Genomic DNA, 24,697 nt, shown 5'->3' with positions numbered 1-24,697 from the left:
CTCACTGAAAACGCTCAGGTCTGGCTGTGCCGCAGGCGCAGCAATCCCGCCAGCGCAACTGCGGCCAGTACCATGACAAGGCCGGTAAACAACAGGCCAGCGGCTTTCAGCCCCATGAGCGTCACTGCCAGACCCAGCCCGACCACCGGCAGCGACAGTGCCACGTAGGCCACCACGAACAACAGTGCCGTCACCTCCCCGCGCTGCGCTTTTGGGCTTTGCCCCGCCACTGTCGAGATGCTGGCGCCAAAGGAACCTCCCTGCCCGGTACCGGCCATCACGGCGCTGGTAATGAGCCACCCGAACTGCCCGGTCATTATCGCCACCAGCAGACACCCGAGCCCGACCAGCAACGTGAACGTGGACAGGGGCAGACGAAGGTGCGCCGGCAACCTGCGCTGAATCATCTGCCCCAGGGTCGAGCCCATGAACAGCAGAAAGATGGAGGCCCCGACCACCAGGTGATTATCAATGTGCAGCAATTGGCCCATCAGGTTGGGCACCAGTGAGGTGAACAGCCCCATGACGCAAAAGCCCGCGAAGCAGGCAATCGAGGCGGGAATGAATACGGCCCGAACCTCTCGGGGCACACTGAATGACTGGCGATGCAGCCGAGGCCTGTCCGGGCGGGTGACGGTTTCATGGCACTGCCACAACAGCCCGCCCGCCACGACGATCAGCAGGGTATGCACAGCGTAGGGAAGGACCAGGGGCGACGGCAGATACTGCGCCAGCGCTCCGGCAGTCAGAGGCCCCAGCCCCAGCCCACCCATGTTGGCGGCCGTGGCGATAATGGCCGCCCGATTTTTGAGGCGCTCCGGAGCCAGCTCGATCACGGCCACGGTGGCCGTCGCGGTAAAAAGCCCTGCCGACAGACCGGACAGAAAACGCCCTGCCAGCAGCCACCAGAGCGTCCCATCGCTCATGAAAAACAGGTTGCTTGCCAGGGCGCATACCAGCCCCACAGCCAGCATGGGGCGCCGCCCCAGCTGATCCGACCAGGGCCCGCTGACCACCAGCGCCAGCAATACACCCACGGCGTAAGTGGCAAAGATTACCGTGATGATCAGGGCCGAATAACCGAACTGCTGCTCATAGATCGGATACAGCGGTGCGGGCAGTGTGGTGCCCAGCATCGTCACGGTGAATACGAACGCGATGGCGGCCAGGCCGCGTGCACCGCTCAATGAATGGGCAAGTCGATGGGGCATATCGGTCTCGTGAGCATCCTGTGGGGTGGCATATACCAGGACACAGCATAGACGCCCTGCCGCCTGGCCGGCACATGCAGTCGAAAGCGCACGAGGCGTGATACCACGCTCCGGGGCAGGCAAACCGCCGCTCACGTCACTGGCCACGACAGGGGCACATCAGAGGCTCGCTCAGGCGCACCGAACGTGAAACGATGACGTTGAAATGATCAGCACGGACGCACGCGGAAAGACGTGCGACAATGGTCGTATAATTACCCACCATTAGCGCACCCCCCATGACGTCACACAATACTGCTACTGCCTCACCTGCCAGAATCGCCTGGATCGATGCCGCCAAGGGCGCCTGTATATTCATGGTCATTCTCTGGCACGTCGCCACCGGCGCGTTCAATGAGGCCACCTATACCCACATGCCGCTGGATGTCTACTGGACCGGCCTGCTGACACTGTTTCAGCCGCTGAGGATGCCGCTGTTTTTTGTCATCTCCGGCTTTCTGGCTCACTCGGCCATCACCAGACGGCCCTGGAGCCACAGTCTGGCATCGCGCATTCTGATGCTGGGCTGGCTGTACATCCTCTGGGCCTCGATTCTGCTGCTGTTCAAGACCTGGCTCGCCGGCGCGTTCGCCCCTGATGTGCTGGAAGCAACCATTGCCGGACCGGTCGACTATCTGGCCCACCTGCTTCTGGCCGATAACACCATCTGGTACCTCTATGCACTCGTGGTCTACTTCACGCTCTGCAAGGCCCTCAAAGGCCAGCCGCTCATTCTGCTCGGCGCCCTGTTTGCGCTCTACCTCGGGGCCGACCGGCTCACCGATATCACCAATTTCTCGAAGCTCATCGGCTATGGGTTCTTCTACGCCGCAGGCTGCTTCGGCAAGCCCTGGATCGAGCGCTATTACGCGGATGTAAAACTGCCTCGGCTGCTGGGAACGCTGATCGTCCTGCCGATCGTGATGCTTGCCGGGCGTCAGCTCGACCTGTTCTATCACCCGGTCACCCAGCTCATCATGTCGTGCCTGATGGTATCGATCAGCATCGACATGCTGAGCCTGATACTCAAGCGGTGGTCACTCGGCTGGTTTCAGGCCCTGGGCCAGCGCACGCTGCCGGTATACGTGCTGCACATGCTGTTGATTTATCCGATGGCGCTCGCGTTCAGTGCACTGTCCGTCGACACCCTGCAGGGGTCGCTGCTGTTTGCCGGTCTGCCGCTGCTGCTTGGATTTGTCGTCCTGGGGCTCTCCCTGCTGGCGTACAGTCTGATCAACCGCGGACCGCTCAAGGCCCTGTTCGACCTGCCACGGCTGTCGATGCAGCGTTCCGTTCAGGAATAATCGCACGCACCGGGGGCTCTGGTATGATGAGCCGCGTTCATTTCCCTGCCCAGGAGCCCCCATGACCACCGCCCCCCAGACCCTCACCATTCGTCGTCCCGATGACTGGCACCTGCACCTGCGCGATGGCGACACGCTGAACACCGTACTGCCCCATACCAGCCAGCTGTTTGCCCGGGCCATCGTCATGCCCAATCTGGCACCGCCCATTACCACCCTCGAGATGGCCCGTAGCTACCGGGAGCGCATTCTGGCCGCCCTGCCCGAAGGCCACGATTTCACTCCCCTGATGACCTGCTACCTCAATGAACACGTGACCCGTGACACCCTGGTACACGGCCATGAGCAGGGCATTCTGACCGCCGCCAAGCTCTATCCTGCCAATGCCACGACCAACTCGAGCCATGGTGTCAGGGATGTGGCCGATATCTACCCGCTGCTGGACACCATGCAACGCATCGGCATGCCACTGCTGGTTCATGGTGAAGTCACCCGTGGCGACATCGATATCTTCGACCGGGAAAAGTACTTCATTGATGACGTAATGAGCGGCATTCGGCAGCGTTTCCCCGAATTGAAGGTCGTGTTCGAGCACATCACGACCAAAGAGGCCGCCCAGTTCGTGCAGGACGGTGATGAATTTCTGGCCGCCACACTGACGCCGCAGCATCTGGCGCAAAACCGCAATGACATGCTGGTGGGCGGCATTCGTCCGCACCTTTACTGCCTGCCGATTCTGAAACGAGCCGAGCACCAGGCCGCGCTTCGTCAGGCCGTCGCCAGTGGCCATCCCCGCTTTTTCCTGGGTACCGATTCCGCGCCCCATGTTGTCGCCGCCAAGGAAACAAGCTGTGGATGCGCCGGCGTATTCAATACGTCTGCCGCCCTGTCGGTATATGCAGATGTCTTCGAACAGGAAAACGCACTGCAGCACTTTGAAGCCTTCTGCTCCGACAACGGGCCGGCCTTCTACGGCCTGCCCCGCAATGAGGGGACCGTTACCCTGACCCGCACGCCGACCCTCATGGCGGACCACATCGGTCAGGGCGAGCAGATGTTTGTGCCCTACAAGGCCGGTGAGCATCTCAGCTGGTCCGTGAAACGGGACGACTGACCTCCAGGCCGCGCCCGGATCGGGCGCGGCCCGGGAGTTAGTGAAGCCCCTCCACCAGATCCAGGGCCGTCTGCCACGGGTCAGGCGACGCCGACGGTGCCGCCCGCTCGGGAAAGATCATCAGGGGAGCCGTATTGGTATCATAACGCGGCCACTCGGGCACCGCGGCCCCATTGGGATCTCCCTGCCGGGCAAAGTTGACCAGGTAAGTGTGAAAGGCCCGGGCAGCGGCGGCATCTTCCTCGCTGACCTGTTCGGCCCCGAAGCGGGTAGCCAGCGTATCAAAGGCGTAGGGGATATCCGTGGCATGGGGGGCACCGTTCCACCGGCCGCGCATGGGCGTGGCCACATGGCCGAAGCGGTACAGCCAGGTCGCCTGCCCTCCGGCAATGGCCTGTCTGGCGATGAAGCGAGCGGGCTCGGTCATTTTTACATCACGCCCGATGCGACGGGACAGATCATGCAGTTCAGCCGTACCACTGGGGTCATACAGGGCCCGGGCCTGATCGGCAGCGCCCTTGAAGCGCGAAAACAACGCCTCCCTTGAATCAGCGCCCATGGCGCCCAGATCGTTATCCGTCGTGCCGATCAACAGCGGCACCTGAAACTGCGCCGTGTTCATGAACCGATGCTGAACACTGTCAACGATGACATCGCCATCCACGAAGGGCCCGCCCACGTAGGTTTTCTTCTCGATACGCTCGGAGGCCAGGGTCGGCATGTTGAGCTCACCGGCCACCTGCTGCGCCGGCAGGTCACGCAGTGCCTTCAGCGCCGCCTCATCCGTCCCTTCGATACCATGCTGCCGAGCGAAATTAAGGCCGAAATCCTCGGCGGAATGCGGTGCGTCGCTGTCCTGGGCCGACGGTGTGTCATCATGTTCCAGTGGATATATCGGCCCCATCAGATCGCGCCCACCGCCGGACATGACCACCGCCTTGCTGAACAGCCCCCGTGCCTTTGGCTGACTGGCCAGATACAGCACCGAATTACCACCGGCGGATTCACCAAACACCGTCACATTGTCAGGGTCACCGCCAAATTTTCGAATATTACGCTGCACCCAGGCCAGGGCTGCCATCTGATCCATGATCGCGTAATTACCCTTCGGACCGGACTCACTGGCGGTCAGGGCCGGATGTGCAAAAAAACCGAAGCGCCCCAGCCGATAATTGATACTGACCAGCACAACACCATCACGGGCAAAGGCACTGCCGTCATACACGGGAGCAGCACTCCCGCCGTTGACGTATCCGCCCCCGTGAATCCAGACCATCACCGGGTGATTCTCCGCGTCATCCTTCGGCTGCCAGACATTGAGGTACAGACAATCCTCGGAAAGATTGCCCGCCAGGGGGGCCTCATCGCCGGCCATGGGCGTCTGCAGGCAGCTGGGCGAAAAGGCCGTGGCATCCCGCACCCCTTCCCAGGGGGTTACCGGATGTGGCGGCTGCCAGCGTCGTGCTCCGACCGGTGGCGCCGCAAAGGGAATGCCCCTGAATACGCGCGCCTGGTCGGTCACCTCCCCCTTCACTATCCCGTCATCAAGTCGTTTCATGGCTCGCTCCGTGGCATTCGCCGCTGTTACGCCCAAAAGAAGTGCAGCCGCAACGACTACTCCTGTGACTGCCCGCATTCCCTGCTCTCCAGATCATCCATTCAAGGGTTACGACTATAGTCGCCCTGTCCGAGTTCGCCTGCGCCGATGCGAAATGACCGGATTCAGTCGGTTTCAAAACGGCACGAGAGTCATCGCACAGGTCTCGGAGCACATTGCCTCGACAGGAACACTGAAGCCCGCCTGGAGGATCAGGCAAGAGTTGAGCAGGAATGAGTTTGGCAAATCGCGCGCGATCTACCATGCTGGGGTCATTGGAAATCTTGATTCACACCACAGGGAGCGTGCTGTGCCTAATACAGTAACTACTATCAATCCGGCGACCGGCAAGGCCATTCGCGAATTTGACACCATCACCGATGAAGCACTTCAACAGAAGATCGAGCAAAGCCACCAGGCATTTCTCGAGTGGAAGTCCAGATCCATCAGCGAGCGTGGCGCGCTGATCAAAAAGGTCGGTGAGCGCCTGAACGCCCACAAGGATCGCCTTGTAAAACTGATGACGGAAGAGATGGGCAAGCCCATCAGTCAGGGTCCCGGCGAGATCGATCTCTGCAAGGCCATCTGCGATTACAGCGCCGACAATGCCGAAAAGGTGCTTGCCGATGAAGAGCGTGATCTGGACGGTGGACGGGCGCTGGTCAGCTACCAGCCGATCGGCATTATCTTCGGCATCCAGCCGTGGAACTTCCCGTTCTATCAGGTCGTGCGCTACGCCATCGCCAACCTGATGGCCGGCAACGCGGTGCTTCTCAAGCACGCACCGAATGTCTGGGGCTGTGCCGAGGCACTTGAAGAGATCTTCAAGGAAGCCGGCATGCCGGAAAACATCTTTTCCGTGCTCTACATCCAGGACCAGCAGGCAAGCCAGGTGACCGAGCACAGGCTGGTGCGTGGCGTGACCTTTACCGGCAGCGCCGCGACCGGTCGCAAGATTGCCGCCGCCGCCGGCGAGCAGCTCAAGAAGACCGTTCTTGAACTGGGCAGCAACGACGCCTTTCTGGTGCTTGAAGATGCCGATATCGACAAGGCCGTCAACGCCTGCGTCATGGGACGTATCTACAACAACGGCCAGACCTGTGTCGCCGCCAAGCGTTTCGTGGTGGTGGACGCCGTTTATGACAAGTTCCGCGATGCCTTCGTCGAGAAGATGAAAAACGTGGCGTTCGGTGATCCGACCGACGAGAACACCCAGCTGGGTCCGGTCGCCCGCAAGGACCTGCGCGACGCACTGCACCAGCAGGTGCAGGAATCGATTGAAAACGGCGCAACCTGTGTTGTCGGGGGTGAGCTGCCGGACGTGGAAGGCTTCTTCTACCCGGCCACGGTACTTGAAGACGTCAAGCCCGGCATGCCGGCCTATGACGGCGAGCTGTTCGGCCCGGTCGCCTCACTGATCCGTGCCACCGATGAAGACGATGCCCTGCGCATCGCCAATGATTCGGTCTATGGCCTGGGCGGTGGCATCTTCTCCGAAGATGAAGAGCGTGCAGTCAAACTGGCCCGCGATCATTTCGATACCGGCATGATCAGCATCAACGGCTACTACATTGCTCAGCCCAACCTGCCTTTCGGCGGCGTGAAGGACAGCGGCTATGGCCGGGAGCACGGTGGCTTCGGCATGCGCGAATTCGTCAACATCAAGTCCATGATGATCGCGCAGTAATACGCAGCATCCCCGGCGCCTGCCGGGGCAGATGGTAAAAAACCGCCCTCCTGCGAGGGCGGTTTTTTCATGTCAGGCTGCCGGCGCGCTCAAACGTCAGAAGCCGAGCCGTCGACGCCCGCCACCCTCCTGCCGGACAGGCAGGTACGACAAACGTCTGGCATCGGGGGGAACGGCGAGCTAGGGTAGCCAGTGCTGGAAACCTATATCGATTACAACAACAAGGAGAACGTCGATGCTGTCATCACTCGACAATAACGCGCTGTCGCAACTGTTTTTCGAGGCTCATACTCACAACGCCTGGCAGCCGGAAAAGATCAGCGAGGAAACCCTGCGCACGCTTTATGACCTGGTGAAAATGGGCCCTACATCCGCCAACTGCTGCCCGGCACGTTTCATCTTTGTTCGTACGGAAGCCGGCAGGGAAAAACTGCTGCCGTGCGTGTCGTCGGGCAATACCGACAAGACAGCGACCGCCCCCTGCACGGTGATCGTCGCCTACGACAAGCGCTTTTACGATCGGTTGCCGACCCTGTTCCCGCACACCGATGCCCGCAGCTGGTTCACCGGCAGCGAGGCCTTCGCCGAGCAGACCGCCCTGCGCAACAGCTCGCTGCAGGCGGGCTATCTGATTCTGGCCGCGCGGGCCCTGGGGCTGGATACCGGCCCGATGTCAGGCTTTGATCCGAAGGCCATCGACGAGGCCTTCCTTGCCGGCACGGACTGGACCGTCAACATGCTGATCAACCTGGGATACGGCGATGCCAGTGGCGTGAAACCGCGCCTGCCTCGCCTTGATTTCGATGAGGCCTGCCAGCTCGTCTGATGCGCCCTTGACAGCATGGCCCGCGGCCGCGCTCGACTGCGTACATCACTTACGGGGTCGAGCGTGGCAACAGCCCACCCAGCACCATGTCCTGAATCGTTTGCACGGTGGCCTCGAAAAAGGCCGGGTCATCCAACCCCTGACCGGACACCGCCCTGATCTGCACCGCAAAGTCAGCGTAATGCTGCGTCGCGCCCCACAAGAGATAAAGCAGATGATGTGGCTCGACCGGGTTGATCCGGCCACTGGCCACCCAGTCATTGATGACCGCCGATTTCTCCTCCACCAGCGCCTTGAGGTCCTGCTCCAGCAGCTCCTTGATCAGCGGTGCCCCCTGGATCATTTCAAGGCAGAAAAGCCTGGAAGCGTCGGCACGGTCCCGGGCCAGCTCGACCTTGATACGAATATAATCGGCAATCGCATCCGCCGGCGCCTGATCGGCATTGATCGCCCGCATCGGGGCAAGCCAGGTATCCAGAATCTGCTGCATCACCGAGATGTAGAGCATCTCCTTGGATGAAAAGTAATAAAGCAGATTGGTCTTGGAAACACCGGCCTGCTCGGCAATGGCGTCCAGACTGGTACCTCGTACACCAAACCGCGAGAACAGCGTAAGTGCGGCATGGCGTATACGTTGCATGCGCACTTCACGGTCTGCCGAACGCTTGCCGCCGGCGGCGGAACCCCTGTCGCTCATGTCTCTCCCTGCCCCTCAAAGGCCACTTCCGGTGCCTGAATATTACGGTGTACTGACGACCTGTTCAGGCCCGCACGCCACCATCATGAAGCCGCACGCCTGCAAATGCGCTAAAAAAGCGCGAAATGAGGGCAATGCGCGCCGTTTTTGCTCATTGACTCACAATAACCTGGACCATTTGGTCCGATGTATTTCCTGCCCCGCCTGACAAGCCGTTGAAAACAGACAGGGAAACGATACCTGGCACGCCTGTTGGCATGTATTTCATGCAGTGCCGGTGCACACCCCCTGTCGTGGCCCACCGGCACATGTCATCCCGCAATGACCTGGAGGTAACCCATGCAACTTGGTGTCTTCATTCCCATCGGTAACAACGGCTGGCTGATTTCCGAAAATTCACCGCAATACATGCCGACCTTTGAACTCAACAAGGCCATCACCCAGAAGGCAGAGTACTACGGGTTCGATTTCGCACTGTCGATGATCAAGCTGCGCGGCTTCGGCGGAAAGACCGAATTCTGGGAGCATGCCCTCGAATCATTCACTCTGATGGCCGGACTGGCCGCGGTTACCTCCAGAATCAACCTGTACGCCACCGCCGCCACCCTGGTCATGCCGCCGGCCATTACGGCACGCATGGCAGCCACCATCGACTCCATTGCCCCGGGACGCTTTGGCATCAATCTGGTCACGGGCTGGCAGAAGCCCGAATACAGCCAGATGGGACTGTGGCCCGGCGATGAGTATTTCGGCAAGCGCTACGCCTATCTGGACGAATACACCACCGTCATGCGCGAGCTGCTTGAAAGCGGCCGGAGTGACTTCAAGGGTGACTTCTTCCAGATGGACGACTGCCGACTGAGCCCGCGCCCCGAGCAGGGCGTCAAGATCGTCTGCGCCGGTCAGTCCAACGCCGGCATGGCCTTTACCGCCAAACATGCCGACTACAGCTTCTGCTTCGGCAAGGGGCTCAACACGCCCACGGCGTTTGCCGAAACGGCCGAACGCCTCAATGAAGCCACCCGGGACAGTGAACGCGATATCGCCTGTTATGTGCTGTTCATGGTCATCGCCGACAGGACCGATGAAGCCGCCATGGCCCGCTGGGAACACTACAAGGCAGGTGCCGATCAGGAAGCGCTGGACTGGATGGCGGATCAGGGCGGCCAGGACAAGACCTCCGGCAAGGACACGAATGTCCGTCACATGACCAATCCGACCTCGGCGGTCAATCTCAACATGGGCACGCTGGTCGGGTCGTACGAGAACGTGGCTCGCATGCTCGATGAAATCGACACGGTCGAAGGCATGGGCGGGGTCATGCTGACCTTTGACGACTTCCTGGAAGGTCTCGATACCTTCGGTGAAAAAATACAGCCGCTGATGAAGACCCGCGTTGATGTGACCGGTGCAACCATGGCGCCGAGGGAGATCGCCTCATGAGCGCGCTGCACACCACACCGGTCGTGCGGTGCGACGGCGCCGCGTCGGACGATGAGATCGTGCTGCCGGGGCGGCCGGAAGCCATTGCCCTGCCCCGGGCACAGACGGCCCTGATCGTCGTTGACATGCAAAATGCCTACGCCTCGGCCGGCGGGTACCTGGACCTCGCCGGTTTCGATGTCAGCGCCACCGGGCCCGTGATCGAGGCCACTGCTCGAGCCATCAGCGCCGCCCGCGCCGCCGGTTTCCAGGTCATCTTCTTCCAGAACGGCTGGGATACGGAGTACGTCGAGGCCGGTGGCCCCGGCTCACCCAACTGGCACAAGTCCAATGCCCTGAAGACGATGCGCCGTCAGCCCGAACTTGATGGCCGGTTTCTGGCCAGGGGCACCTGGGACTACGCCCTGGTCGATGCCCTGACACCACAGGCCGGGGATATTGTCCTGCCCAAACCCCGCTACAGCGGCTTTTTCAATACAGCGCTGGACAGCATGCTTCGCGCCCGCGGTATTCGCCATCTGCTGTTTACCGGCATTGCCACCAACGTCTGCGTCGAGTCGACACTGCGCGACGGCTTTTTCCTCGAGTACTTCGGTACGGTGCTCGAGGACGCCACCTACCAGGCCGGGCCGCCCGCAGCCCAGGCGGCGGCCCTGTTCAATATTGAAACCTTCTTTGGCTGGGTCTCAAGCGTCGAAGCGCTCGAAACCGCCTGTCAATCCATCGGCGTCGAGGCCACCGAAACCGCCTGACCCATCTTCTTCCCGAGGACGTCATCATGCCTAAAACAAGCGTCATTCCCGAAGGTACCGGCACACCGCTGGCCCCGTTCGTACCCGGCACTCAGGCCGACAATATTGTCTATGTGTCCGGTACCCTGCCCTTCGACAAGGACAACAACGTGGTGCACGTCGGTGACGCCGCCGCGCAGACACGCCATGTGCTCGAGCTGATTCAGCGTGTGGTCGAAACCGCCGGGGGCACCATGGACGACATCACCTTCAATTCGATCTTCCTGCGTGACTGGGACGACTACGCCGCCATCAATGCGGTATACGCCGAGTTCTTCCCGGGTGACAAGCCGGCGCGGTACTGCATTCAGTGCGGTCTGGTCAAACCCGACGCCCTGATCGAGATTGCCTCGGTCGCTCACGTGCCGCACTAGCGCGACGCGTTCATCCCACTGACCGAGGACGATCCATGCACTACGAACTACAAGGGTGTCAGTCACCTGATGCACCGACGATTCTGCTGTCGTCAGGCCTTGGCGGTGCCGGCAGTTTCTGGGCCCCCCAGCTGGATGCCCTCGCACGAACCCATCGCGTGCTGATCTACGACCACCTCGGTACCGGCCAGAGCCCGGCGGCCCTGCCGGCCGGTTACCGCATCGAGGACATGGCCCGGGAGGCGCTGGCCCTGCTTGACCGGCTGGAGATCGATCAGGTGGATGTCATGGGGCATGCACTGGGCGGACTGGTCGGTCTGCAGATGGCCCTGATGGCGCCGGCGCGCCTGAACCGCCTGATTGTCATCAACGCATGGAGCTGCCTGGACGTGCAGAGCGCGCGCTGCTTTCACGTTCGGCGGGCACTGCTGAGAGACAGCGGGGTCGAGGCCTACCTGCATGCCCAGCCCCTGTTTCTCTATCCCGCCGACTGGCTGTCGAACCACCACACGCAGCTGCTGGCAGAAGAAGCACACGCCCTTGCCCACTTCCCAGGCAAGGACAACGTGATGGCCCGCATCGAGGCGCTGTCAGTCTTTGATATCGATGCCCGTCTGGGCGACATCGTCACGCCCACGCTGGTCATTGCCTCCCGTGACGATCTGCTGGTGCCGTACATGCGGTCACAGCGTCTTGCCGAAGGGCTGCCCAATGCCCGACAGGTGATGTTCGATTACGGGGGGCACGGCCTGACAGTGACCGTCCCGGATGCATTCAACACACTGATAACGCAGTACCTGGCCGACGACACGGCCCTGATCCCGCTAACAGGAGTTGCCTCATGAATGCCCTTCAACAACAGGAACAGCACACCGCCCCTCGGGAAATCTCCTCACGGGCATTTCGCGAAGCGATGTCTCATCTGGCGGCCGCCGTCAATGTAGTGACGACCGATGGCCCCGGCGGCCGGGCGGGATTTACCGCCTCGGCCGTATGCAGCGTGACCGATGAACCTCCGACACTGCTGGTCTGCATCAACCGCAGCGCCTCGGCCTACCCGGCCTTTGCCGACAATGAAACGCTATGTGTCAATGTGCTGAGCGCCGCCCATCAGGAGGTTTCCAATACCTTCGGGGGCAAGACCCCGATGGCCATGCGCTTCGACCACGCCGAGTGGATCACGCAGGATACCGGCGCCCCGGTGCTGGCAGATGCTCTGGCCCATTTCGAGTGCCGGGTCAGCCAGCGCATGCCGGTAGGCACACACGAGATAATGCTGTGCGAAATCGTCTCGATGTCGACCCATGACGCGCACGAGTGCCTGCTTTATTTCAACCGGCAGTATCACCAGCTCCCACGGTCCGTCGCCAGCGTCGGATAACCCTGCAACGATATGGGCAAGGCGCGCCCCGGGCCTGTCTGGTGTGCCTTGCCGGCGGTTTTTCATCCCCTTGCGATCAGGATTCCAACAATGACAACTTCCGTGTCTCGCATGGTCGAACGTGACGGCAAGGTCGAACTCACGCTCGGCGACGACGTTCGTAACAGCGCCCTTTTCAATGATGACATCGCCCCCACCCAGGCCCGCGAGCGAACCTGGACGACATGGAACGTCGCCGCGCTCTGGGTCGGCCTGTCGATCTGTGTACCGACCTATACGCTGGGCGGCGTACTCACTGCCTATTTTGGACTGAGTGTGGGCGAAGCGCTGCTGACGATCCTGCTGGCCAACGTGATCCTGCTGATTCCGCTGACGCTGAATGCCTTCCCCGGCACTCGCTACGGCATTCCGTTTCCGGTCGTGCTGCGCTCCTCATTCGGCCTGCGAGGCTCCAACGTACCGTGCCTGATCCGAGCGCTGGTCGGCTGTGGCTGGTTCGGTATCCAGACCATGTTTGGCGGTCTGGCCTTTCATCTGCTGCTGTCAGCCATTTTTCCGCCCTGGCAGGCCCTGGGCGGGATCGGTCAGGTGATCGGTTTTTTCATCTTCGGTGCCCTCAACCTGTGGGTCGTGATCCGTGGTGCGGACTCCATCAAGTGGCTGGAAACCCTGTCGGCACCGCTGTTGCTGCTGGTCGCCGTGGGGCTGCTGGTCTGGGCACTGCCGCATATCTCGCTGAGAGAGCTGCTGGACACGCCGCCCGCCCGGCCCGAAGGCGCCTCGGTCACGCCATACTTCCTGTCCGGCCTCACGGCGATGGTCGGCTTCTGGGCAACCCTGTCGCTCAACATCCCCGATTTCAGCCGCTTCGCCTGCCGCCAGAAGGATCAGATCATCGGTCAGGTCATCGGACTGCCGCTGACGATGTTCCTGTTTGCCGCACTGGGAGTGGTACTGACCGCCGCCTCGGCATCACTGGTGGGTGAAACGGTCGCTGACCCGGTCACGCTGATCGGCCACATCGACAGCCCGATATGGGTCTCCATCGCCATGATCCTGATCGTGATTGCGACCCTCTCCACCAACACCGCCGGCAATATCGTCTCGCCGACCAATGACTTCCAGAACATCGCCCCCAGGGTGATCAACCGCACCCGAGGTGTCCTGATGACCGGCGGAATCGGTACGCTGCTGATGGGGTACGACCTGCTGCAGAAGGCCGGTGTGATTGTCTCGAGCGTGACCCTTGAAAGCCTCTATTCCAACTGGCTGCTGGGCTATTCAAGCCTGCTGGGGCCGATAGCCGGCATCATGGTGGTGGATTATTTTCTGATCAAGCGCCAGCAGCTGGATGTCATCAGCCTTTACCGTGAGGGCGGCCGCTACCCGAACGTCAACATGGCCGGGTTCATTGCCTTTGGCCTGCCCGTGGCCCTGATGCTGCTGTCACTTGCGACCGGCGTCTGGAGCTGGCTCCATGACTACGGGTGGTTTACCGGATCGGCGATGGGAGCCGCCGTATATTATGTCGCAGGCAGGGCCCTGGAGCACCGAAGGGAGGCCTTCGATACCCGGCCGGCCACCTCCGCCTGAACCGCATATTCAATGAAACCGCCGTCATGTGACGGCGGTTGTTCAAGGTCTGATACCGATGATATACCTCAGCTCATCACGGCATTGGCCGTCAGCAGCATGACCAGCGATACCGCCCAGCCGATCGTGGTGGGCACCGACAGCACCAGCAGCTGGTGGCGAGTACTTTTCACGCCCAGCAGACGGTTGACCACCCAGAAGTAACTGTCGTTGAAGTAGCTGAAGAAGATCCCGCCGATACAGGCCGCCTGTGCAGCCAGCACCATGTTGACCTCCGGCATGTTGGCCAGAATCGGGGCCGAAATCGAGGCACCGGTAATCATGGAGACCGTGCCACTGCCCTGAATGAAGCGCACCAGTGTGGCAATGATGAACGGGATCAGCAGGGGCTGTATGCCCATCGACGCCACATACTCGCCGATATAGTCTCCGGCACCACTGGCCCGCAGCACTGCACCCAGTGCCCCCCCGGCACCGGTCACCAGCAGGATGATACCAGCGGTTTCCACCCCTTTTTCCAGATGCTGAAACACTTCATCCTTTGGTGTTTTCGGCATCAGGCCATACACCGCGATCAGGACACCGATGCCCACCGCGATGACCGGGTTACCGAAAAAGCCCACCAGCTGCACCAGCAGGTTCGTGGATTCCTTGCCGGCCAGCGCAGCCGTCAGGGTATTGAGGAAGATCAGAAGGATCGGCAGACCGATGGGCAGGCAGGACAGCCACAGCGCAGGCAGCTCGGATTCTTCCTTCATGGTCAGGGCGTCCTGATGCCCCTCCGGATCAAACCCGCCGGGCTGACGCGCCAGCATGGCCTCGATCTTCGGCCCCATGATGTGGGCATAAATCACCATCGCCAGTAACGCCGGCGCCGTGATCACGACACCCCAGGCAATCATCAGACCGATATCAACGCCGAAGATACCTGCCACACCCAGCGGGCCGGGGGTAGGAGGCACGGCACTGTGGGTCACGGAAAGCCCGGAGGCCAGCGCAATCCCCAGCCCGATGACGGATTTGCCACTGTTGCGCGCCAGCGCCCGTACCAGCGGATGCAGGATGACAAAGGCCGAGTCGCAGAAGATTGGAATCGAGACAATATAGCCGGTCAGTGCCATGGCCCCTTCTTCCTTGTTCTTTCCCAGCAGCCTTAAAATCGCATAGGCCATCCGCTGGCCGGCACCGGAGACTTCCAGTATCCGCCCCATCATGACCCCGAAGCCGATGACCAGCCCGATGGTCGAAAGCGTCTTGCCAAAGCCGGTCGTAATGGTCGACACCACCTCATTGGGAGGCATGCCCCCGATGATACCGGCCAGCGAAGCGGCAATGATCAATGCCAGCAACGCATGCACCCGGGTCTTCAATACCAGAAAAATCATTACAAAAATCGCAATCCCCAGACCGATGATGACCTGAGGTCCTGCGGCGGTAGACTCAATCATGATGACACTCCCCTGTCAGGGCTGTAGTTAGGGATACACTCAGGCAGACGCCACGGTGGCGTCGTCGGTCAGAAAGGCCTGCACGATGGCGGTCAGGTCGGTATCACCGGCAAACCCCAGCGCACGTGCGCGGTCGGTAGAAAACCGGGCCGGCCAGCTGCCGACAATGGCCTCGATGCGGGGGTCCGGTTCATGACGCACCAGAGCGCTCGCCTCGGGCCCGCCCAGCGCCTCCAGCGTGTCAAGCATCTGCGCCACACTGATGGTGATGCCAGGCAGCATGAACCCGCGGGAATGAGAAAGCGCTGAGGCCGGCACGTCCGCACCATGCAGCAACGCCGCCACAACACAGCCCGGCGACATGACAAACATCTCAAGCGACTCGGGCACCGGGCATACCGCCACCTCGCCCTTGAACGGCTCCCGCAGCAGCGAAGAGGCAAAACTGGATGCGGCAGCATTCGGCCGGCCAGAACGCACGATAATGGTGGGCAACCGCAGTACCAGCCCGTCGATCAATCCCCTGCGGCTGTAGTCATTGATCAGCAGTTCAGCCATCGCCTTCTGGGTACCGTAGGAATTCTGCGGTACCAGTGCCGTCATGTCGGTCACCGTATCCGGCAGGGCGCCACCATAGGCCGCGACCGATCCGGCCATGATCAGTCGCGTGTCCGACAGGGACAACGCCGCACAGCCTTCCAGCAACTGGCGCGTCGCATCGAAATTGACCTGCATTCCCAGTGCCAGGTCCGCCTCGGCAGCCGAACTCACTACGGCCGCCAGGTGATAGATCACCGCCGGGCGACCGGCAAGGCAGGCCTGAATGACGGCCGGGTCGGCCAGGTCGCCGGTATGAATATCTACCGGCACGTCAGTGTCCGGGGGCGCTGTTTTTACGTGATCAAGCAGGGTCAGGCGGGTAAGGGCCTGCCCCTTCAGCGCGCCGCGCTCGATCAATTGATGAACAAGGCGCTGCCCCAGAAATCCTGCCGCGCCGGTGATCATGACATGCATGGCCAACTCCTTGATAAAGCAAAGGTTGTCGAATGTTGTTGTAGTGCGTGGATGCCATGACGGGAAAAAAAGCAGTGGCTCAGCCGGTGGTCAGCCCGTACGGGCGGCCCCAGCCAAGTCCGGCGCGGGTATTACCGCGCGGTTTATATTCACAGCCCACCCAGCCCGTGTAGCCAAGCGTCTCAAGCCGCTCCAGCAGGGCCGGATAGTGCAGCTCCCCGCGATCCGGCTCGTGCCGGTCGGGAACACCTGCGATCTGCACATGTCCGACGGCGTCGAACTGCGCTTCCAGTCGTCGAGTCACATCCCCCTCAACGATCTGGCAGTGGTACATGTCGAACTGCACCTTGAGGTTGCTCGCCCCTACCCGCTGTACGATGTCGCGGGCCTGAGCCTGACGGTTCAGGTAAAAGCCCGGCATGTCCCGCAGGTTGATGGGTTCGATCAACAGGGTCTTGCCTGCCCGGGCCAGCTCGCCGGCGGCAAAGCGCAGGTTGGCGATGTAGGTCTCGGTATGTTCCTGCCAGGTGGCTTCGTCCGCACCTTCCGGTACCAGCCCGGCCATCGCATGCACCCGCGGGCAATCAAGCACCTCGGCGTAGCGTATGGCCTCGGCCACGCTGGCACGAAAGTCCTCCTCGCGACCGGGCAGGGAAGCAAGCCCTCGCTCTCCGGCGTCCCAGTCCCCCGGCGGCAGGTTGAACAGCACCTGCTCAAGCCGGTTCTCACTCAGCCAGCCCTTGATCTCTTCCGGGGCATACGCGTAGGGAAACAGGTACTCGACGCCGCGAAATCCGGCCTCCGCCGCCGCGGCAAATCGGGCCGGGAAGGCGTGTTCGACAAACATCATGCTGAGATTGGCGGCCAGCTTCGTGGTCATGGGCATATCCTGTGCTTCAAGTCCGGTAACGCGAGGCATGGAGGCCCCGCAGGTATCATCAGTCACGCGGGTAACGCGCATTGAGCTCATCCACCTGCTCAGGGGTCAGCCCGCGAGGGTTGGTGCCTCTGAGCAGCAAAAACAGTTTGGCGGTCTCTTCCAGTTCCTCGGTGGCATACACCGCCGCATCAAGGTTCTTGCCGGCCACCACCGGGCCGTGGTTGGCCAGCAGCACGGCACTGTGCTGACCGGCCAGCCCCCGTACGGCGTCCCCCAGCCGCTCGTCGCCCGGCACGTGGTAAGGCACCAGCGGCAGGGTGCCGACCCGCATCACGTAATAGGCTGTCAGCGGCGGAATGCAGTCACAGGGGTTGATGTCCGGCAGACAGGACACCGCCACCGAATGGGTTGAATGAAGATGCACGATCGCGCCGGCACTCGGCCGCTCTTCCAGCATGGCCCGATGCAGGAAGTGCTCCTTGGTCGGTGCATCGCCGTCCAGTACCCTGCCCTGGGCGTCCAGCCGGGTAATCCGCGCCGGATCGAGCCGGCCCAGGCAGGCATTGGTGGGCGTCATCAGGCACCCTCCGTCCTCCAGGCGCTGACTGATATTGCCGCTGGACCCCATGGTCAGCCCGCGGTCAAAAAGCGACTTGCCGTGCAGGGCAATCTGCTCGCGCAGACGATTGATCTCGTGAGGTGACTGGCTCATGGCAATACCTCGAATGCACGGGTAAGGAAATCAGTGCCGCCGAAATTGCCGGACTTGAGGGCAAGGGACAGCACGGTCTCGCGGCCAGGCAGGCTCGCCTGGGTCCAGGGTACGCCCGGATCAATCTGTGGCCCGATCCGCAGCGTGGTGATCGACAGGGCTGATACCACGGCCCCGGAGGTTTCGCCCCCGGCCACGATCAGACGGCCGATACCCTCGTCCACCAGGGTGCGAGCCAGCCAGGCCAGCGTCTCCTCGACCAGGGCGCCGGCCCGTTCGGTGCCGAGCCGATCCTGCACGGCACGCACGGCCTCACTGTCAGCGGAGGCATGGATCAGGAAAGGCGCCTGTGGGTCACGGGCCATGCACTGCCGGGCAAACTGCAGAGCCTCGTCCCGATGGGCATCTCCCTCGCTCAACCTGAGCGGGTCCAGCGCCAGACCGGGATGGCGGGCCTTGAACGCCTCAATCTGTGCAAGCGTCATGCGCGAACAACTGCCGGACAGCACCGCACATCCTCCGGATGAGGGTGCCAGCGCTGCAGCATCACCGTGTGGTGCCAGCCAGCCCCGGGCGCGGTAGGCCTCAGGCAGTGCCTGAGCCAGACCGGAACCGCCGGTCACCAGTGGCAGATCCGCCGTGACCTCGGCCAGCACGGCCAGGTCCTGCTCGTCCACGCTGTCGCATATCACGTGGGCCGTGCCGGCCTCCCGCAATGAGGCCAGCCGCTCGATGGCCCTGTCTGCGCCACCGGCCAGGGTGGCATGAGCGAGAAGGCCGACAGGCCTGTCCGTCTGCGCGCCCAGTACCCGCACCAGATCGGCATCCGTCATCGGCGTCAGTGGATGCTGCTCCATGCCGCTGTCGTTGAGCAGTCGGTCTCCGACAAACAGATGCCCCTGATATACGCTGCGCCCGTTGACCGGAAAGGCCGGGACCATGACGGTCTGGGGCGTATCAAGAGCCGCCATCAGCGCCTCGGCAACAGGGCCGATGTTGCCCCGCGGCGTGGAATCAAATGTCGAGCAGTACTTGAAGAAAATCTGACGGGCGCCACGTGCCTGCAACCAGGCCAGCGCCGCCAGACTGTCACGAACGGCCTCCTCTACCGGAGTGCTGCGCGACTTGAGCGCAATGATCACGGCATCGGCGTCCTCCAGCACCTGATCATCCTCCGGCACCCCAATGACCTGCACCGTGCGCATGCCGCCGCGCACCAGGTTGTTGGCCAGATCCGTGGCGCCGGTGAAATCGTCGGCAATCCCCCCGAGCACCAGACTCATGACGGACGCTCCTCGGCATCATTGGCCGCCGGCAAATCGAAATGACGCAACCGCTGATAGACCTTCACCACCGCCGAATCGTCTTCACGTCCAAGGCCTGCGCCGCTGGCAGCGGTGAACTGCTGCAGTGCGCTGCCGGCCACTGGCATGGGCAGTTTCAGCTCCCGGCCGGTAGCGTGCACGATGTTCAAATCCTTGACGAAGATATCCACGGCCGACAACGGGGTGTAATCGCCCTTCAGAATGTGTGGCACCCGGTTTTCAAACATCCAGGAATTGCCCGCCGAATGGGTAATGACGTCGTACAGCACCTCAAGGTCGAGGCCCATGCTCGCCCCCAGGGCCATGGCTTCTGCCGCCGCGGCAATATGCACACCAGCCAGATGCTGATTGACCAGTTTGACGCTGGACCCCGCGCCGGGCTGCTCGCCCAGCCGATAGACCTTCGCCGCCATGGCCGACAGCACGGCGTCCGTTTTTTCATAGGCCTCGGCAGTCCCGGAAGACATGACCGACAGCTCGCCGGTGCAGGCCTTCGCGGCCCCGCCGCTGATCGGTGCATCCAGCATGACAAGCCCCAGGGCCGCCAGGCGCTCACCGAGGGCCACGGCGTAGCTTGGCGCAACCGTGGCACACTGCATTACCACACTGCCGGGCGACATCGCTGCGGCCAGGCCACCCTGCCCCTCGGCCCCGAACAGCACCTGCTCGACCTGATCGGCATTCACGACCACCAGCAGCACGACGCTGCAGCCTGCCAGCGCGGCCGGGGTCTCGGCACTTCGGCCGCCGGCGTCCTCAAAGGCGGCACGGGCAGTCGGTGAGATATCGCAGCCGATGACCGACAGGCCCTGACGCAGCAGGGAACAGGCCGTGCCCATTCCCATGGCACCCAGACCAACTACACCGATGTCAGGGGATACAGCATTCGAGGGGGTAGACACAGTGATTCTCCCGTAGGCAATAACCGGTCTTGCCGGCTAATGATTGTGTAAATGGTAGCGCTACCAAAAAGGGTGCTTTAGTCTCGAGCCCTGCGCAAGTGCGAACAAGGAAAACGCGACCAATGTCCAGGGATGACGCCCACGAGAAACGCTCCCGCAAGGGAGCCATGCAGCCCACACTGACCGATGTGGCCCGGGAAGCCGGCGTCGCACCGATCACGGTGTCGCGTTACTTCAACGACCCGGAGGCACTACGTGACGCTACCCGCCTGAAGGTTGAAGCCGCGGTCAACCAGGTCGGCTATGTCCGCAACATGATTGCCGGCAGCCTGGCCTCGGCCACGACTCGGGTGATCCCGGTCATCGTGCCGTCGCTGGCGAACGTGGTGTTCATCGAGGTGATTCGAGGGCTGCAGCAGCGCCTGGAAGCCGCCGGCTATCAACTGCTGCTGGGCAAGACCGATTACGACCTGGACCGGGAAGCGCAACTGGTACGCACCTTTCTGGGCTGGTCTGCCTCGGGGCTGATCATCGCCGGGCTGCGTCACAGTGACGAGACCCGCCAGCTGCTGGAGAACTGGAACCAGCCGGTGGTCGAAATCATGGAATACGGCGACGGTCTGGACATGAACGTCGGCCTTGATCACCGCGCCGCCGGCCACGCCATGGCCACCCACCTGCTGAACCGGGGCTATCGGCATATCCACTACGCGGGGGCAGAGCTCGAGCGGGACTATCGCGCCGGAGAGCGCTTTGAAGGACACCGCCAGGCGCTTGAGGCCGCCGGGCTGCCGGCACCGCTGCTTGACCTGCCGAGCCGACAGCAGATGGACAGCGGGGCCGAGGCACTCATGCACATTCGGACGCATTCACCGACATGCGATGCCATTCATTTTGCCAACGATGACATGGCCTGCGGTGCCCTTCTCGCGGCCATGCGCGATGGCATCCGTATTCCGGAGGATATCGCCATAGCAGGCTTCAACGGCCTGCCGATCGGCCGGCACATGACGCCACGCCTGACCACGATTGTCTCTCCCCGGGAGTTGATCGGGCAACGGGCTGCCGAACAGCTGCTGCGACGCATCAGGGGGGAGCCGCTGGGCGAACTGAGCATCAATGTCGGCTTCACCCTGCACGAAGGCGAAAGCGCCTAGAACACCCCATTCAGGACCATGAACGCGCCGGCAGCCAGCACGGCGGCAGCAGGCAGGGTAATGACCCACGCCAGCGCAATCGGGCGCATCAGGGACCAGTTGGTCTGGCGATTGACCATGCCGATGCCAAGCACGGCGCCAATCAGGATATGGGTGCTGGATACCGGCAGGCCGAAGGTGGTGGCCAGCATCACGACGGCAGAGGCAGCCAGTTCGGCGGAGAACCCGGAGGCCGGGTGCATTCTGGTCAGATGGTGCCCGACGGTCTGAATGACTTCCCGGCCAATGAACCAGAGCCCGGCAATCAGCGCCACGCCGAAGGTCAGCATCGCCAGCGGCGGAATACTGGCCTCCTCGCCGATGGCCCCGGTGCGCAGCACATCCAGAACCGCGGCAAAGGGGCCAATCGCATTGGCAATGTCATTGGAGCCGTGACTGAAGGCAAACCCGGCCGCCGTAAAGACCTGCATCCAGCTGAACATCAGAAATGTCGAGCGTCCCAGGGTCTCGCTCTTGAGGGTTTTGGCAAAGATGAACGTCGCCATCCAGACCAGAGCGCCCACCATGCCCATGATCAGATAACTGCCCAGGGTATCGACCCCCAGAGCCAGGTGGCTGAAGCCCTTGAACAGCAGCATGGCCGTCAGAATGATCGCCCCCAGGGCTGCGATGACCGGTACCCAGTGTTCCAGTGCCCGGTGGGCATGCACATCCTCGCGCTTTCGATTGATGGTGTAGAGCTTGCGGTAGTACTCCGATTCCAGATCGTCGATGCTGAAATCCCTGTCACTGATGGCCTGCATGTCCCGCGCCATGGCCTGGGTGTAGGCCATCTGCTGCACTTCCGACAGCCGCTCGACGGCCTCCCTGTGACGCCGCTTGTGGGCACGCTTTTCCTCGCGAATGGTTTCCAGCCGGGATTGCGCCCTGTCGTTGTAGGCAAGGATATGGCGCTTGATCAGCGAGTACAGCACGTAAGCGACAATGCCCCCCAGTGCCGGCGAGAGCACCCAGGAAATGGCGATCATGCCCACTTCGCGCCACTGCACCAGATCAAGGGCGGCAAGTCCGCCGTGCTTCAACACTCCCAGCGTGACAGACCCGCCGATGATGGCCCCGACAATCGAGTGGGTAGTGGACACCGGGTACCCTCTGTGGGAGGCAAACAGCAGCCACAGTGCCGCGGCAATCAGTGATGACATCATGATGAACACGAACTCCAGCGGCCGGATCGCCATGCCATCAAGATCAACGATGCCGCCGCGAATGGTCGAGGTCACCTCTCCTCCGGCGATCACGGCCCCACTGACTTCAAAAATGGCCGCGACCAGCAGCGCCTGATGCACCGTCAGTGTGCCGGCGCCAACGCTGGTACCAAACGAGTTGGCCACGTCATTGCCGCCAATGTTGAACGCCATGAACACGCCAAAGAGCGTGGTCAAGAAAAACAGCAGCGTATGCTGACTCTGGATGTAGCCACTGCCCCAGGCCACGAAGTAGCCGGTAAAGGCCAGCAGCAGCCCGATAAAGAAAAGACTCAGCCGAGGCGAGTGCCTGAAGGTATCCAGCGTGGCGTGTCCGCCGGTTTCTGAAGCGTCGCTGCTCATGGTGCTCTCCGGCAGTGCCCGTGACAGGTATCAGACCAGGGCATGTAAGGCCATTCCACCCAGGTCACCGCAAGTCTAGAAAGCCGTCATGACAGGGGGATGACCCGCTGACAATGACATGAAACCAGGCCGTGACGAACCTTGCGCCACCTCGCTGCCGGGCCGCTCGCCACGCCGATCAGCCGCTGAACGCATGTCTGTTTTTTCATGCCTGAACGGCACCAATTTGCCGATTTTCCCGCAAAAAACCTCTAATCAACTACACTGACCCCACGATCTCGCACTCACATGACATATAAAAAACAGGAGACAGGATCATGGAAAAGGATCCCAACAAGGGCTATATCGCACTGCTGGGCTGGAGTCTCGGTGCCGTGGAAGCTGCCGAAAAATTTGACCGGCGCTACGTGGTAGTGGCTCCCACCTGGGCTGAAGAGTATTGCACCGAACACAACATTCCTTACGTGCCCTGGAACTTCGAGCGCCTGAACGACCGCTCCATCGAGATTGCCGAGACCCTCAAGGACATGGGCATCGATGCTGCCATTCCGTTATTTGAAGAAACCGTTGAATGGGCCGGTGCCATCAACTCCGTACTGATGGGCAATCCGCGCCTGCATGGTCAGGCCGTGCTGTTCCGGGACAAGGCCCTGATGAAGCGCCGAGCCCAGCTGGGCGGCATTCGGGTCGGTATTTTTGAAGAAGCCCACGAGCAAAGTGACGTGCTGCGCTTTTTCAAGCGCGTCAACCAGACCCTGCTCAAGCTTGATGGCGACCCGGAAGACCCGATTCACCTCAAGGCCTTCGACAAGGCCGGCTGCCTGGGGCATCGGGTCATTCGCTCCTCGGAGGAAATCGACACCATCCCCGACAGCGAATACCCGCTTTTGATGGAAAGCCATCTGGACGGCTGGGAATTTGCCGTCGAAGCCTGGGTGTGGAACGGCAAGATCCAGTTCTTGAACATCTCCGAATATGTGACCCTCGGATATTCCGTCTTTGTGCCCGCCACGCCGGAGCTTGAGAAATACCGTGCCCAGATCACGCAGCAGATCGAACTGCTGATCAAGACCTTCGACATTCAGTTCGGCCAGATTCACCCCGAATATTTTGTCACCAGTGACGGCACCATGTACTTCGGTGAGGTTGCCTACCGCCCGCCGGGCTTCAAGGCGTTCGAACTGATCGAACGCGCCTATGGCTTCAGTGCCTATCAGGCCACCATGCTGGTCTTCGACCCGCACACCACGGAAGAAGAGATCAACGCCTTCTTCCCGACGGAAGTGGTCGATGCGAAGGGCCATGCCGGCTGCTTCGGGGTCTATCCGCGGCGTCGCGTCGTCAGCCAGCTTGATATTCCGGAAGAGACCGAAAACCACGCGTATTTCGACTTCCACGAGCTGACGGCACCGCTGGAAGCCACCGTGACCAAGCGCACGGCCTTCGGCACCCACTGGGGGCTGATCTTCTTCTTCGGTGAGGATCCGCATACCCTCAGGGATCTGCTCAAGCATCAGGAAGACCTCGACTTCTATGTGTAAGACATGCGATAGCGCGGGCAATGCATCAGGCATTGCGCCGTGCCGCCTCAGGGA

22 protein-coding genes are annotated in these 24,697 nt (G+C 61.7%); 12 read left to right on the top strand and 10 right to left on the bottom strand.

Translation table 11 applies throughout. The features are described 5' to 3' along the window. Window positions 1-14: 14 nt before the first annotated feature. Entirely contained in the window at window positions 15-1,211 is a 1,197-nt protein-coding gene (locus NAT21_RS01120; RefSeq protein ID WP_250935009.1) for an MFS transporter, read from the bottom strand. Between the two features lie 278 nt (window positions 1,212-1,489). Here NAT21_RS01120 and NAT21_RS01115 point away from each other — a divergent pair, with 278 nt between their 5' ends. Together NAT21_RS01115 and pyrC are read left to right on the top strand one after the other, a co-directional pair. Further along, window positions 1,490-2,554, top strand: coding sequence for an acyltransferase family protein (locus NAT21_RS01115; RefSeq protein WP_250935007.1), 1,065 nt, complete (start codon window positions 1,490-1,492; stop codon window positions 2,552-2,554). Between the two features lie 61 nt (window positions 2,555-2,615). Then, a complete protein-coding gene (gene pyrC, locus NAT21_RS01110; protein ID WP_250935005.1) occupies window positions 2,616-3,668 on the top strand; it encodes a dihydroorotase in 1,053 nt (350 codons plus the stop codon). A 37-nt stretch (window positions 3,669-3,705) separates the two neighbouring features. Here the strand turns inward: pyrC and NAT21_RS01105 are convergent, their stop codons facing one another. Continuing rightward, entirely contained in the window at window positions 3,706-5,226 is a 1,521-nt protein-coding gene (locus tag NAT21_RS01105) for a carboxylesterase/lipase family protein (protein ID WP_250935003.1), read from the bottom strand. Between the two features lie 349 nt (window positions 5,227-5,575). Here NAT21_RS01105 and NAT21_RS01100 point away from each other — a divergent pair, with 349 nt between their 5' ends. Together NAT21_RS01100 and NAT21_RS01095 are read left to right on the top strand one after the other, a co-directional pair. Continuing rightward, the gene (locus NAT21_RS01100; RefSeq protein ID WP_250935002.1) at window positions 5,576-6,952 is read left to right on the top strand and encodes an NAD-dependent succinate-semialdehyde dehydrogenase; all 1,377 of its coding nucleotides are present in this window, start codon (window positions 5,576-5,578) and stop codon (window positions 6,950-6,952) included. A gap of 235 nt (window positions 6,953-7,187) precedes the next feature. Beyond that, window positions 7,188-7,778, top strand: coding sequence for a malonic semialdehyde reductase (locus NAT21_RS01095; RefSeq protein ID WP_250935001.1), 591 nt, complete (start codon window positions 7,188-7,190; stop codon window positions 7,776-7,778). Window positions 7,779-7,827: 49 nt separating this feature from the next. Here NAT21_RS01095 and rutR read toward each other — a convergent pair whose 3' ends face one another. Next, window positions 7,828-8,475: an HTH-type transcriptional regulator RutR gene (gene rutR / locus NAT21_RS01090; protein ID WP_250935000.1), complete on the bottom strand. Its 648-nt coding sequence runs from the start codon at window positions 8,473-8,475 to the stop codon at window positions 7,828-7,830. A 339-nt stretch (window positions 8,476-8,814) separates the two neighbouring features. Between rutR and rutA the strand changes: the two genes are divergently transcribed. From rutA to NAT21_RS01060, 6 genes are all read left to right on the top strand, one after another. After that, window positions 8,815-9,918: a pyrimidine utilization protein A gene (gene rutA / locus NAT21_RS01085; RefSeq protein WP_250934999.1), complete on the top strand. Its 1,104-nt coding sequence runs from the start codon at window positions 8,815-8,817 to the stop codon at window positions 9,916-9,918. Continuing rightward, window positions 9,915-10,670, top strand: a complete 756-nt coding sequence (gene rutB, locus NAT21_RS01080) for a pyrimidine utilization protein B (protein WP_250934998.1) — start codon at window positions 9,915-9,917, stop codon at window positions 10,668-10,670. Before rutA ends, rutB begins: the two co-directional genes overlap by 4 nt. A gap of 26 nt (window positions 10,671-10,696) precedes the next feature. After that, window positions 10,697-11,083, top strand: a complete 387-nt coding sequence (gene rutC, locus NAT21_RS01075; protein ID WP_250934997.1) for a pyrimidine utilization protein C — start codon at window positions 10,697-10,699, stop codon at window positions 11,081-11,083. Between the two features lie 35 nt (window positions 11,084-11,118). Further along, on the top strand, window positions 11,119-11,928 hold the full coding sequence (gene rutD, locus NAT21_RS01070; RefSeq protein WP_250934996.1) for a pyrimidine utilization protein D: 810 nt from the start codon (window positions 11,119-11,121) through the stop codon (window positions 11,926-11,928). Continuing rightward, window positions 11,925-12,464 (top strand): flavin reductase, encoded by a 540-nt coding sequence (locus NAT21_RS01065; protein WP_250934995.1) that lies wholly within the window; start codon window positions 11,925-11,927, stop codon window positions 12,462-12,464. Before rutD ends, NAT21_RS01065 begins: the two co-directional genes overlap by 4 nt. A gap of 90 nt (window positions 12,465-12,554) precedes the next feature. Then, on the top strand, window positions 12,555-14,057 hold the full coding sequence (locus NAT21_RS01060; protein WP_250934993.1) for an NCS1 family nucleobase:cation symporter-1: 1,503 nt from the start codon (window positions 12,555-12,557) through the stop codon (window positions 14,055-14,057). A 68-nt stretch (window positions 14,058-14,125) separates the two neighbouring features. Here the strand turns inward: NAT21_RS01060 and NAT21_RS01055 are convergent, their stop codons facing one another. From NAT21_RS01055 to ltnD, 6 genes are all read right to left on the bottom strand, one after another. Next, on the bottom strand, window positions 14,126-15,505 hold the full coding sequence (locus tag NAT21_RS01055; protein ID WP_250934992.1) for a GntP family permease: 1,380 nt from the start codon (window positions 15,503-15,505) through the stop codon (window positions 14,126-14,128). Between the two features lie 39 nt (window positions 15,506-15,544). Continuing rightward, window positions 15,545-16,519, bottom strand: coding sequence for a D-erythronate dehydrogenase (gene denD, locus NAT21_RS01050; RefSeq protein ID WP_250934991.1), 975 nt, complete (start codon window positions 16,517-16,519; stop codon window positions 15,545-15,547). Between the two features lie 79 nt (window positions 16,520-16,598). Further along, window positions 16,599-17,399, bottom strand: a complete 801-nt coding sequence (gene otnI, locus NAT21_RS01045; RefSeq protein ID WP_407658243.1) for a 2-oxo-tetronate isomerase — start codon at window positions 17,397-17,399, stop codon at window positions 16,599-16,601. 58 nt (window positions 17,400-17,457) lie between these two features. Further along, complete coding sequence (gene otnC, locus NAT21_RS01040; RefSeq protein ID WP_250934990.1) at window positions 17,458-18,111, bottom strand: 3-oxo-tetronate 4-phosphate decarboxylase; 654 nt, start codon at window positions 18,109-18,111, stop codon at window positions 17,458-17,460. Then, window positions 18,108-19,394 (bottom strand): 3-oxo-tetronate kinase, encoded by a 1,287-nt coding sequence (gene otnK, locus NAT21_RS01035; protein ID WP_250934989.1) that lies wholly within the window; start codon window positions 19,392-19,394, stop codon window positions 18,108-18,110. The genes otnC and otnK overlap by 4 nt, the downstream gene beginning before the upstream one ends. Then, the gene (ltnD, locus tag NAT21_RS01030) at window positions 19,391-20,338 is read right to left on the bottom strand and encodes an L-threonate dehydrogenase (protein WP_350355145.1); all 948 of its coding nucleotides are present in this window, start codon (window positions 20,336-20,338) and stop codon (window positions 19,391-19,393) included. The genes otnK and ltnD overlap by 4 nt, the downstream gene beginning before the upstream one ends. 122 nt (window positions 20,339-20,460) lie before the next feature. Between ltnD and NAT21_RS01025 the strand changes: the two genes are divergently transcribed. Then, window positions 20,461-21,495 (top strand): LacI family DNA-binding transcriptional regulator, encoded by a 1,035-nt coding sequence (locus NAT21_RS01025; protein WP_250934988.1) that lies wholly within the window; start codon window positions 20,461-20,463, stop codon window positions 21,493-21,495. Here NAT21_RS01025 and NAT21_RS01020 read toward each other — a convergent pair. Next, on the bottom strand, window positions 21,492-23,102 hold the full coding sequence (locus NAT21_RS01020; RefSeq protein ID WP_250934987.1) for an inorganic phosphate transporter: 1,611 nt from the start codon (window positions 23,100-23,102) through the stop codon (window positions 21,492-21,494). The two genes, NAT21_RS01025 and NAT21_RS01020, sit on opposite strands and share 4 nt — an antisense overlap. Window positions 23,103-23,419: 317 nt before the next feature. Here NAT21_RS01020 and NAT21_RS01015 point away from each other — a divergent pair, with 317 nt between their 5' ends. Next, the gene (locus NAT21_RS01015; RefSeq protein ID WP_250934986.1) at window positions 23,420-24,643 is read left to right on the top strand and encodes an ATP-grasp domain-containing protein; all 1,224 of its coding nucleotides are present in this window, start codon (window positions 23,420-23,422) and stop codon (window positions 24,641-24,643) included. Window positions 24,644-24,697 lie beyond the last annotated feature (54 nt).

The organism is Larsenimonas rhizosphaerae (genome assembly GCF_023700005.1).
Lineage (GTDB): Bacteria > Pseudomonadota > Gammaproteobacteria > Pseudomonadales > Halomonadaceae > Larsenimonas > Larsenimonas rhizosphaerae.
Note: the sequence above shows the minus strand (reverse complement) of the source record. Positions and strands in the feature narration are given on the sequence as shown.

What these genes read in the sequence shown, in the direction of transcription:
- NAT21_RS01020 (WP_250934987.1), bottom strand. Translation starts at nt 23,102, where the DNA reads ATGAGCAGCGACGCTTCAGAAACCGGCGGACACGCCACGCTGGATACC.
- rutD (WP_250934996.1), top strand. Translation starts at nt 11,119, where the DNA reads ATGCACTACGAACTACAAGGGTGTCAGTCACCTGATGCACCGACGATT.
- rutC (WP_250934997.1), top strand. Translation starts at nt 10,697, where the DNA reads ATGCCTAAAACAAGCGTCATTCCCGAAGGTACCGGCACACCGCTGGCC.
- NAT21_RS01105 (WP_250935003.1), bottom strand. Translation starts at nt 5,226, where the DNA reads ATGAAACGACTTGATGACGGGATAGTGAAGGGGGAGGTGACCGACCAG.
- otnK (WP_250934989.1), bottom strand. Translation starts at nt 19,394, where the DNA reads ATGAGTCTGGTGCTCGGGGGGATTGCCGACGATTTCACCGGCGCCACG.
- NAT21_RS01115 (WP_250935007.1), top strand. Translation starts at nt 1,490, where the DNA reads ATGACGTCACACAATACTGCTACTGCCTCACCTGCCAGAATCGCCTGG.
- rutR (WP_250935000.1), bottom strand. Translation starts at nt 8,475, where the DNA reads ATGAGCGACAGGGGTTCCGCCGCCGGCGGCAAGCGTTCGGCAGACCGT.
- NAT21_RS01055 (WP_250934992.1), bottom strand. Translation starts at nt 15,505, where the DNA reads ATGATTGAGTCTACCGCCGCAGGACCTCAGGTCATCATCGGTCTGGGG.
- NAT21_RS01120 (WP_250935009.1), bottom strand. Translation starts at nt 1,211, where the DNA reads ATGCCCCATCGACTTGCCCATTCATTGAGCGGTGCACGCGGCCTGGCC.
- NAT21_RS01065 (WP_250934995.1), top strand. Translation starts at nt 11,925, where the DNA reads ATGAATGCCCTTCAACAACAGGAACAGCACACCGCCCCTCGGGAAATC.
- rutB (WP_250934998.1), top strand. Translation starts at nt 9,915, where the DNA reads ATGAGCGCGCTGCACACCACACCGGTCGTGCGGTGCGACGGCGCCGCG.
- NAT21_RS01095 (WP_250935001.1), top strand. Translation starts at nt 7,188, where the DNA reads ATGCTGTCATCACTCGACAATAACGCGCTGTCGCAACTGTTTTTCGAG.
- rutA (WP_250934999.1), top strand. Translation starts at nt 8,815, where the DNA reads ATGCAACTTGGTGTCTTCATTCCCATCGGTAACAACGGCTGGCTGATT.
- pyrC (WP_250935005.1), top strand. Translation starts at nt 2,616, where the DNA reads ATGACCACCGCCCCCCAGACCCTCACCATTCGTCGTCCCGATGACTGG.
- otnI (WP_407658243.1), bottom strand. Translation starts at nt 17,399, where the DNA reads ATGACCACGAAGCTGGCCGCCAATCTCAGCATGATGTTTGTCGAACAC.
- NAT21_RS01060 (WP_250934993.1), top strand. Translation starts at nt 12,555, where the DNA reads ATGACAACTTCCGTGTCTCGCATGGTCGAACGTGACGGCAAGGTCGAA.
- denD (WP_250934991.1), bottom strand. Translation starts at nt 16,519, where the DNA reads ATGCATGTCATGATCACCGGCGCGGCAGGATTTCTGGGGCAGCGCCTT.
- NAT21_RS01025 (WP_250934988.1), top strand. Translation starts at nt 20,461, where the DNA reads ATGTCCAGGGATGACGCCCACGAGAAACGCTCCCGCAAGGGAGCCATG.
- NAT21_RS01015 (WP_250934986.1), top strand. Translation starts at nt 23,420, where the DNA reads ATGGAAAAGGATCCCAACAAGGGCTATATCGCACTGCTGGGCTGGAGT.
- otnC (WP_250934990.1), bottom strand. Translation starts at nt 18,111, where the DNA reads ATGAGCCAGTCACCTCACGAGATCAATCGTCTGCGCGAGCAGATTGCC.